The 1348-nt window shown below is 64.4% G+C and carries 2 pseudogenes; both read right to left on the bottom strand.

The window, feature by feature from the left end:
- A pseudogene (locus EN925_RS36065) lies at positions 1 to 1041 on the bottom strand (hypothetical protein); the annotation flags it as partial.
- A gap of 4 nt (positions 1042 to 1045) precedes the next feature.
- Positions 1046 to 1348 (bottom strand): annotated as a pseudogene (locus EN925_RS36060) (alpha/beta hydrolase); the annotation flags it as partial.

Below are 1348 nucleotides of genomic sequence, written 5' to 3'. Positions count from 1 at the left end.
GTCGTAGAAGGGGGCGTGCAGCGTGAGCCGGTGCGCGAAGGTTTGTGCGTCGATGATCTCGTCGACATCGGGAATGCGCTGGTTCTCGGTTACCGGTACCGGATTGATCGCATGGCCGGAGGGCCATCGCCCGACAGCCAGTATGTCGGCCAGGAGATAACTCGCCAGGGTTGCGTAATTGCCTGCCGGGGTCGACTGGTAGGAAACGGTGTTGCCGAAGATCATGGTGCCCGGCGTATCGCTGACCCGCACCAGCGCGGCATGGAAGGCAGCGCGCGACAGTGGATCGCTGAAGTGGTGGCCGTAGCAATGGCCGAGCCGCGCGCCGATCAGATCCTCGACGATGTGCTTTTCGACGAGCACCATGCCGAGCGCGCAGGCCATGTCGATGAACAGTCCGGCGAAGCCGTCGTCGAGATTGGAATGGACAAGGATTTCGGCATCCTGGGCCGCGATCAGGCCGAGGGCGGTGACGGTCGCTTCGGTGGTCGCCACATCATCGTCCCAGTAGGGCAGCCGGAAGGTGAAATACTGCCCCAGATTGCCGATGGCCGTTGCACCGGCGGCGATGGCGGCGCGGGTGTTTTCCACAGCACCCGGCAGGCCGAGCATGAAGTCGCCGAAATGCGCGGCAGCGGGCGCGGCGTTGGTGATGCGGGCGAAATCCTCTGGGCCGGTGAGCACGATGCCGGTACCGCGCGCAGCCTTTGCACGCATGGCTTGGGGATATCCCATCGACCAGTCGAGTGTGATGCCGAAACGGTCGACCGTTACCCCTGCCTTGCGGCATTGCTCATGCACCTCGCCGATCGCGGCCACGGTGCGGTCGACGCTTCTGAAGCCGATATGGGCGTGCTGCATGACTCGCTTTTCGGCCGCTGCCTTGCGCTTCCATGCGGCTTCGGACGACATCCCAGTCTCGGTAAGGAAGCGGCAGCCGCCGAGGCGCCACTCGCGCGCCATGGCGCGCCCTTCGGCGAGGAGATCGACGCCAGGCTTGAGGCGCAGGTCGAGGAGGGCGGGAGCGATTTCAGCGGTCATGATACTAGCTGTCGGCCTTGGCAATGAAATGGCGAATGATGGCGGCAAAACCTTGGGGGTCGGCGAGGGGATGAAAATGCGCACCAGGAACTAAAACAAACCGGGCATCCGGTATCGAAGCGGCGATCGCCTCTGAAAGGGCTGATGGCGTCAGGATATCGCCGGTGGCCGCAATCACTTGAACCGGGGCGTCGATGCGCGGCAGATCGGCGAGGCGATCATGGTCGAGCAACATGCGAACGCGCGCAGCACTGACTGTCAGCGGCGCCAGGGTGCCAGGGGCGGCGGCGACGGCTGCGTCGAGTTC

Origin of the sequence: Mesorhizobium sp. M7A.F.Ca.US.006.04.2.1 (assembly GCF_004022915.1) — a bacterium.
GTDB lineage: Bacteria > Pseudomonadota > Alphaproteobacteria > Rhizobiales > Rhizobiaceae > Mesorhizobium > Mesorhizobium ciceri.
The sequence above is the reverse complement of the archived record's forward strand: the minus strand, read 5'-3'. Positions and strand labels throughout refer to the sequence as shown.